This window comes from Streptomyces odonnellii (assembly GCF_000981895.1).
Taxonomy (GTDB): domain Bacteria; phylum Actinomycetota; class Actinomycetes; order Streptomycetales; family Streptomycetaceae; genus Streptomyces; species Streptomyces odonnellii.
The window spans coordinates 1-8527 of sequence record NZ_LATD01000497.1 but is presented as its reverse complement, the minus strand read 5'-3'; the positions used below and the strand labels follow the sequence as shown (position 1 = coordinate 8527).

Annotated in this window: 7 protein-coding genes and 1 pseudogene; 5 read left to right on the top strand and 3 right to left on the bottom strand. The window is 68.9% G+C overall.

From position 1 onward, the window contains the following. Positions 1-168: 168 nt before the first annotated feature. Both WH07_RS33845 and WH07_RS42290 read right to left on the bottom strand, forming a co-directional pair. Positions 169-1371: an IS110 family RNA-guided transposase gene (locus WH07_RS33845; protein WP_046508656.1), complete on the bottom strand. Its 1203-nt coding sequence runs from the start codon at positions 1369-1371 to the stop codon at positions 169-171. A 129-nt stretch (positions 1372-1500) separates the two neighbouring features. Then, a complete protein-coding gene (locus WH07_RS42290) occupies positions 1501-2346 on the bottom strand; it encodes a transposase (protein WP_408645980.1) in 846 nt (281 codons plus the stop codon). 78 nt (positions 2347-2424) lie between these two features. On the opposite strand from WH07_RS42290, the gene WH07_RS40090 reads away from it, so the two are divergent. Further along, the gene (locus WH07_RS40090; RefSeq protein WP_157877486.1) at positions 2425-2601 is read left to right on the top strand and encodes a hypothetical protein; all 177 of its coding nucleotides are present in this window, start codon (positions 2425-2427) and stop codon (positions 2599-2601) included. A 179-nt stretch (positions 2602-2780) separates the two neighbouring features. On the opposite strand, the gene WH07_RS41880 is transcribed toward WH07_RS40090, so the two are convergent. After that, positions 2781-2909, bottom strand: coding sequence for a hypothetical protein (locus WH07_RS41880; protein ID WP_269801410.1), 129 nt, complete (start codon positions 2907-2909; stop codon positions 2781-2783). A gap of 162 nt (positions 2910-3071) precedes the next feature. Here WH07_RS41880 and WH07_RS33835 point away from each other — a divergent pair, with 162 nt between their 5' ends. The 4 genes and pseudogenes from WH07_RS33835 to WH07_RS33820 form a co-directional block, all read left to right on the top strand. Beyond that, positions 3072-4808, top strand: a complete 1737-nt coding sequence (locus tag WH07_RS33835) for a hypothetical protein (RefSeq protein ID WP_046508652.1) — start codon at positions 3072-3074, stop codon at positions 4806-4808. A 1102-nt stretch (positions 4809-5910) separates the two neighbouring features. Next, a pseudogene (locus tag WH07_RS33830) lies at positions 5911-6285 on the top strand (transposase); the annotation flags it as partial. Between the two features lie 417 nt (positions 6286-6702). Beyond that, positions 6703-7371: a prenyltransferase/squalene oxidase repeat-containing protein gene (locus WH07_RS36515; RefSeq protein ID WP_052744651.1), complete on the top strand. Its 669-nt coding sequence runs from the start codon at positions 6703-6705 to the stop codon at positions 7369-7371. A 111-nt stretch (positions 7372-7482) separates the two neighbouring features. Continuing rightward, the coding region (locus WH07_RS33820) for a cytochrome P450 (RefSeq protein ID WP_046508658.1) at positions 7483-8527 on the top strand (1045 nt) is incomplete at its 3' end.

Sequence of the window (8527 nt, the reverse complement as noted above, 5' to 3'; positions counted from 1 at the left end):
GCGGCGTGCGGCCACCGGTCGCCCGCCCAAGCTGGACGACGCCCAGGTCGAGACCGTCCGGGCCGCGTTGGCGCGAGGTGCCCAGGCTCATGGTTTCGAGGCCGACCTGTGGACCCTGGAGCGAGTCGGCACCGTCGTGGAGCAGATAACGTGCCTCTATGTCCTTGGTCAAGTGAGGCGTGGGGTTCTGGGTTCGTAGAAGGTGCCGTCGCGGAGCATGGCGAAGAGCACGCTGATGCGGTGGCGGGCGAGGCGGAGGAGTGCCTGTGTGTGGGTCTTTCCGCGGGCTCGGCATTGGTCGTAGTAGGTGCGGGAGGCGGGATCGTGCAGGGCGGCGAACGCGGACAGGAACATCGCGCGTTTGAGTTGCCGGTTGCCGCCTCTGGGTGCGTGTTCGCTGTGGATCGAGGTGCCCGACGACTTGGTCGTGGGGGCGAGGCCGGCGTAGGAGGCGAGGTGGGCGGCGGTGGGGAAGCTGGTGCCGTCGCCGATGGTGACCAGCAAGGTGGCGGCGGTCCTGACCGCGACCCCCGGAATCGAGGTCAGGACCGGGGAAAGAGGGTGAGCCTCCAGCAGGGCCCCTGTCTGGGCCTCCAGAGCCCGGCGCTGTTCGTGGACGGCGGCGAGCGAGCGGGCCAGAGACGGGATCACGATGTCGAGGGTGCCCGTGCCGGGGACGACGACGGTCTGTTCGTCGAGTGCGTCGACGACTTCGTCAATCAGGCGGGTGGCCATCCTGGGTGCTTTGGGCCGGACGACTTCGACGAGCCTGCGGCGTCCGGCTTTTCGCAGGGCGGCCGGGGAGCCGTAGCGTTCAAGGAGCCAGGTAACGGCCTGGTGATCGAGCCGGGGCCCGAGGACGCGTTCGAGGCTGGGGTGGAACTGGGTGAGCAGGCCGCGTATCCGGTTGGAGGTGCGGGTGGCCTCGGCCGCGAGGTCCTGGTCGAAACCCACCAGCACGGTGAGCTCGGCGGTGATCTCGTCGGTCAGCTCCAGCGAGCGCAGGGTGTGGGGCATGGTGCGGGCGGCGTCCGCGATCACCGCGGCGTCCTTCGCGTCGGTCTTCGCCTCGCCCGGGTAGAGATCGGCGATCCGCCGCATCGCGAGTCCGGGCAGGTAGGCGACCTTGCAGCCCGCGTCCCGGGCGACCGTCAGCGGCAGGGCTCCGATCGAGGCCGGCTGGTCCACGATCACCAGGACGGTGCCGAATTTGGCGGCCAGCTTGTCGAAGACAGCCCGCAGCTTGGGCTCGCTGTTGGGCAGTTGCCTGTCGAAGACCTTCTTGTCGGCCGGGGTCAGCCCGTGCCCGTGATGGGCGCTCTTGCCGACGTCCAGGCCGAGGAACACGCCCACGTCGCCGGTGTCGAACATCGTGCTCTCAACTCCTTCGGTGCAACTGGCCCTGACATCGGTGTCGTACTCGCGCATCCACGTTATGCAGACCTGCCGCCCGCGAACTGCCCGGCGTTGCGCCGGACCGGACGGTGGCCGGACCTCTCATCAGCGTCTCCGACGGCACCTTCCGGGCCCGGTGACACCACCCCCCAGGTCATGCGTTCGACAGGGGGACACAGTCATGCCGGGCCCGGAGGCCAGCGGCCCTCTTGCAGGACCGCGAAGAAGATAACGGGGGCAAGCTGCCAGGAGTCGCCGGATTTCTGCCACGGTGAGCGGTGTGAGAGTGCCGGAACCGTTTCTGCAGCCCCGTTCGGGCTGGCTTGTGCGGCCATCGCGGCGAGGTAGGCGTGGGCGAATATGGCCAGGGTGATGTGCCGGCACCAGCCCGGCCCGGGTAGCGGCGGACTTCGTACTGGTCCAGGCCACATTCGTTCTTGGCGGCCTGGAAGGCTTCCTCGATCGCCCAGCGTGTGCCGGCGATGCGGACCATCTCGGCCGAGGTGGTGCCGGCGGGTGCGTAGGCGAGGTAGTAGGCGATCTCGTCGGGGCGGGCCAGACTGCGTCGGGCCAGGACCCACCGGTGGTGGGTGGGCGTGTCGCCGTCGAAGTCGTCGATGGCGGGCAGGCGGGCGGCTGCCCAGTCGTAGACGCGTGGGCCCTTTGCGCCGTCGCCGCAGGAGTGGCGTTCCTACACCTCGTCGGGTGCCTGGGCGATGGCGAAGTCGATGCGGCCCAGGCCGTGACGTGCTGGGACTTCGGAACCGCCAGGACGTAGCCGACGCCGACCTCCTCGAGCATGCGGCGGAAGCGCCGTTCCTGGCCGTAGGCCGAATCTGCGGTCACCCAGGCGATGGGCAGCGGCGAGGCCAGGGCCCGCACCACCATGGCTTTGGCCAGGTCGCCCTTGGTGGCGAACTCCCGCTGCTGGGGGATCGTCCTCCAGCGCACGGTCGCCGACCGGCCACTGGCCAACGGCCATCGTTTCCCGCTGATGGAAATGCGCACGCGGCGCAGGAACTCCTCGACGTGGTGGAGGAGTTGTCGGGTCTCTGTGTCGACGGGGCAGTGCGGGTCGTCGGGCCAGATGCCGATCCGGTGGTCCCGGAGTGCCCGGTGGCGTGGGGCGGGGAGTTCGAGGCGCCAGGCGGGCAGGGCGCGGACATCGTCGGCGGGGGACCGCCGGCGCTGTGGGTCTCGGCGTAGTCGGCAGGCTCGCTCACCGGCTCGTGTCGGTGTGCATCGCTGCCAGGACGTTGCTGATCTGTTCGGCAAGAGGTGAGCACGAGCTGCTGGCACACGAGGAGCCCGACCACACACAGGTGCGCGACCAGTACGGACACGTTCGGCCGCTCCAGCGCCCGGTCGGGTCCGCACCGGAGCCCTCAGTCCTCAATGTCCGGCAGTCCCTCCAGCGCCCGCACATGGTTGATCGTGTCCAGTACGTGACGCATGCTCTGGGGTGACAGACCGGCCGCGCGCATCGCGAGCTGTTCGACTCCGGCTTCCCTCATCGCCCGGGCATAGACTGACGCGACATTTCACCGGTTTGCGCCCAGACCGGCTTCACTTCGGTCGAACCGGTCGCCGTGGCATGTGATATCTGCCAGCCTGATGACGGAACTTGGCCGACGCGGGCCGAATTTATACCAGTTGGACGTTGCGCAGGGGGGACGATGGCGACACCGCAGGAGCCGCAGGTTCAGAAAGAGAAGAAGCGCAAGGCGCTGGACTCGAACCAGTCCGTGGTCAAGCCGGCCAAGCGCCCGAAGACAGCCGCGCCCGGCGGCCTCTCGCCCGCAGCGGCGCGGACCTTGAGTCTGCTTCCCAAGACGCTGCCGAGGTCGGTACGGGAGTACGTGGCCGATCGGGCCGAGGCGCTGTGGACACTGCTGGAGAGCGACGACGACCGGGAGGAACTTGTCGTCCGGCGCGCCGCGTACGATTTGTTCCCGAGGGATGTGATCACTCTCGGGAATCCGCGGCTGCGGATGGCGGAGCCGCCGACCAAGCTTGTCAAGAAGGAGACCACGAAGGGCCTCCAGGAGTTCCGGGACAAGCAGGACTTCATCCTCGTCCCCCACGCCGGCGCCTGGCACCAGACCCTGATCAGCTCAGGCCAGGCGCTGAAGGTGGCGCGCCGGGACCTGCAGTTGCTCAACCACATCTCGCAGTCACTCCTTACCTACGTGGCCGACCGCAAGGCGCCGACCCATGAGATCGAGGCGATGGCCGTCAACAACCGGATCCTGGTCAGCGCCAACGACCTGCCCGCTTTCGAGGAGCTGTGCGGGATCGACGACCTGGCGGAGGTACTGACGCGCATACCGGCCGGTGGCGACGCGCAGATCCGGGGGAAGGCACGCAAGCTCGGCGAGCTGATGGAGGCGCTGGCCACGAACGTCCGCCCCGAGGGCTTCGACGCCGCCCGCGCCGCCCGCGGGGTGCAGCGGCTGGTCCAGCTCGCCACCGACTGCCTGATGGTCGAGGAGCAGCGCGAACCGGTGCGGGCGATCCTGGCCACCTTGCACAAAGCCCGGACCGGCGATCCAGCCGCCCGGAAGGTGATCGACGTCCGGAACCCGTCCGGCGCGCCCGCAGCCACCGGTCCGACCAAGAAGAAGGCCAAGAAGCCGGCGCCGGACTTCGCGCGGCTCCTCACCTCCCCCGACTACGAGGGACGCATTCTCGCGGTCCCGCCGATCGACGGCTCCCACGCCGAGCAGAACCTCGTGCTCGCCCTGATCATGAGCGGCCGCAAGATCCAGGCGTCCGTAGCTGGCGGCAAGCGCCCCTGCACGGTGTGCTGGCTGACGCTGAGCCTGGCCCGCTTGCACGGATTCCCGCTCTGCTTCGGCAACCGCCCGGGCGGTTTCTGGAACACCGTCACCGAGAAGGGCCTGCACCTGATCGCCGAGCAACTCGGCATCACCGACACGGAAACCCTCCAGGCGAAGCTCACCGAGATCGCCAGCGGCTCGCTGGACATCCCGAAGCTACGCCAGTACGTCACCAGTCTGAGCGCCGCCGTGCCGGGGGTGGTCGTCGGCCTTGACGAGGAGGTCGACCGGCACGCGATCCGCGAGAAGGAATTCTCGACGGCGCAGCTGACGCAGTCGTACGGCGACGAGATGAACGAAGATCCGAGCCCACCGCGGCTGTTCCCGACCGACGCCGAGGCGGACGAGGGCACTGCCGTCTCCTTGCCGTCGCCGGACGTCCTGGAGAACGAACTCGTGCGGCTCGCGGGCGAAGTCGACGAGGACGACCTGGAGGAGGACGACCTCGGCGACCTGAACGAGGAGGAGAAGCCCCCTCTGGAGACGGCATCGGCGCCGGGTGACCCCGGTAAGCACTTCCGCATCGACGGTGAGTCCTCGGACGACGAGGGCGTGTCGATCAGCGAGGACTGACGCCCTCCCGGCAAGGTTTGCCCCTCGAAGCCCCGCACGCACGCTCCTGGCGGGCAGACCTTGCCGGTCGCGGTACCAGCCAACACAGCCGACTTCCGACGGGGCCGACGTGCTGCTCGTCCGGTTCCCAGGCCCAGAGCTGGTCGAGCAGCTACCGGTCGCCTTCAAGCGTGAGGGACGCGCAGGTGACCGACGGCAAGAACACCTCGGTCAGCCGGCGGACGGCACCACCTGCGCGGGACGGACCACAGTCCCGGCATCCCGGGCTGTGGCCGGGCGGAGCCGCAGCGTTCGCGGTCCCGCAGCACCCAATTCCGCAGTGTGTTCCTGTTGAGCCCAGGTCAGCGGCGATGCTCTTGTACGTTGCCCCGGGTGCGGACTCGTACAAGGCCACGGCATTGGCCTTGAACTCGTCCGAGCAGTCCTTCATCGCCATCGGCGGTCTTCTCGCTTCCTCCGGATCAAGCAGATCCAGTATCAGCGTGTCAACCACTCAGGGGGAGGCTCCCTGATCCCTCAGACGCACGAGATCCTCGATCCGGGCCTGCGGGCTCCAGCGATGCGAAAGCAGCCCTCAGACGGCTGCACGGTGAACCGGCCGCCGTAAGGCCCGGGGCATCGAGCAGCACCGGGGGCGGCGCGGGACAGGCGGCCCGGCAGTCGGGGCATGGCACCGCGCGCCGCTCCCTCATCCAACGCCACCTACCGCCGAAGTCAGCTTTGACGCGCACACAACCCGATCTGCCCCCGTCAAGAAAGGCGGGCGGCTCGTTGGTGATCTGCGCCAGCGCCACGCCGAGGAACTGGCCAATGCCTACGTGACCCGCCGAGTGGACCAGCGCCAGCGGCAGGCCGTCCTCGCCGCGGTCGGGCCACACCACCCGCCACCTCATCGACGACCGCTGCCGGATCCTGGCCACTGCCAACCCCCTTGGCCACACCACCCGCCGCACCTACGACCCGCGCGGCAATCTGCTGACCCGAACCGACCCGCTGGGCCTCACCACCGCCTTCTCGTACGACGAGGAGGGTCGGCTCATAGCCGCCGTCCGCCCGGACGGAAGTGAACTGCGCACCGTGCGCGGTCTGTTCGGCCTGCGTTGCCGGGCAGCGGGGCGACTCCCCGCAGTTCGAGCCGGTCCTGGAAGCCATCCGGGTTCCCCGGCTGGGTCTTGGCAGGCCACGTAAGCGCCCGGACCGGGTCCGGGCCGACAAGGCGTACGACTCCTGCCACAATCGCTCCTATCTGCGCAGACGCGGGATCAAGGCCACCATCCCGGTGCCGGCGGACCGGGTCCGCAACCGCCTCAAGCGTGGATCGCGTGGCGGGCGGCCGCCGACGTTCGACAAGGACGACTACAAGCAGCGGCACGCGGTCGAGTGCGGGATCAACCGGCTCAAGCGCCACCGGGCCGTCGCCACGCGGTACGACGAACTCGCCGATTGCTACGAGGCGACCGGCCCGCTCTGCGGGTAGTGGTTCCGCACGGCTACCACGCGACGACACCCCAGTACGTCGCCCAACGGTACGCATCGGCCGGGCAGCTTCCCGTCAAGCTCCACCACACCTTCGAAGGCATAGCCGCCCACGTGCCCGAAGCGCTCCTGCCCGCCGAGCAGGGCCTCCTCGGCAGCTCGCCCGCCGCGACCGCCGCCCGCGCGGCAGCCTCACCGAATCCCGCCGCCCGCACGCAGGCCATCGCGGCCCTCGAACCCGTCGCACAGCGTTACCAGGGCCGCTTCCCCGAAGCCGCCCCCATCGTCGTCTTCGAACGGCTGTGGATCGCCGCCGCCCTCTCCCACGCCCACCTGCCCCCCCGCCGTCAGGCCCACGATCCAGAGGTGGGCCCTTCAGCTCTACGATCCCCAGGGAGTGCGCGGCGCGCCCGGCCTCATGACCGACGCCGACGACACCGCCATGGCCGTGCTGGTCACCTCTCTCGCCAGCCGCCCGCAAAGCCCCCACCCGCTCGACACGTTCCACAACGGCAGCCACTACGACTGCTACCTCGGCGAGGACACCGGATCGATCACCGCGAACGCACACGCCCTCCAGGCCCTGATCAGCTACCTGCACCACTTCCCCGAAGAACAGCACATCTACGGTCCCCGGGCAGACAAACTCAGCGACTGGCTCATCAGCCAGCAGCAGCCCGAAGGACCATGGCCCGACAAGTGGCACGCATCCCCTTACTACGCCACCGAGCGATGCGTGACCGCCCTCGTGCGGCGCGGCTACAGCCGCGCGGCTACAGCCGTCGACACCGCCGCCACCTGGACACTGGACACCCAACGCCCCGACGGCTCCTGGGGCGTATGGAACGGCACTGCCGAGGAAACCGCATACGCCGTGAAGATCCTGCTGTCCGCCGGCCGCGGCACGGCGCAGCGGCCGCGTGACACCCATGCCCTGGACCGCGCCAAGGCATACCTGGACGCTGTGCGGGTCCCCGGCCACCGGCACCCCGCCCTGTGGCACGACAAAACCCTCTACGCACCCGAAGCGATGATCACAGCGGAAGTCCTCGCCGCACGGGAACTGCTGCGTACACGCCCCCACTGACTGTGAACACCGGGACGGCCCCACCTCCACGCCGCCCAGGAACCCGACCTCATGCGACAAGGACACGCACGTGACTGCTAACACACGAACTCCGCCGCCCCCCCGGGGCGGATACCGCTCATCGGACACGCCCTGCCTCTGCTCAGAAACCGCCTGGACTACGTCCAACGCCTGCGCGACCACGGGCCGATCCTCCGTCTCACCATCGGCCCCAAGTCCCTGACCGTCATCAACTCGCACGAACTGCTCCGTGAGATGCTCATCCGCAAGTCCGAGCACTTCAACAAAGGGCTGCTCTTCGACAAACTCAAGATCTTCGGCGGAGACCCTCTGCCGGTCGCCGAGGGAAAGAAACACCTCCACCGCCGCCGCATGATGCAGCCCGCCCTCCACCGGCAACAGGTCGCCGGCTACAGCACCACCATGAGGGACACCACTCAGCGCTCCCTCTCAGCCTGGCGCGACCACGAAACCCTCGACGTGAGCAACGAGATGCAGCTCATCGCCCAAGGCGTCGTCATGGCCGCCCTGTTCTCCTCCACACCCGACCGCGGACCCGCACAGACGATCCTCAACGGCGTCGACACCGTTTTCAAAGCCGCCCTCCGGCACGCCATGGTGCCCATCTCCGCCCTGGAACGCCTCCCCACCCCCGGCAACCGCCGCGCCTGGGCTGCCAACACCGTGCTCAGCAATGCCATCCAGGCCATCATCGCCGACCACCGCGCACACCCCGACACCTACAACGACCTCGTGCCGCTGCTCCTGACCACCCAGGACGAGACCGGCGCGACACTCACCGACCAAGAAGTCATCGCGGAAGTCACCGCCCTGCTCGCCGCCGGCTCCGAGACCACCGCGGTCACTCTCGCATGGATGTTCCACGAACTGGGCCGCAACCCCGACCTGGAACGCCGACTCCACGACGAAGTCGACACCGTGCTCGCCGGACAGCAGCTCACCGCCGACCACATCCCCCAGCTCACCTTCACCCGCAGGCTCATCGACGAAACCCTTCGCCTCCACAACCCCGCATGGATCCTGACCCGGCGCACCACCACCCCCGTCCAGCTCGGACCGTTCAGCCTGCCGGCGGACACGGACGTGATGTGGAGCCCCTACGCGATGCACCGGGACCCAGACCTCTTCCCCGACC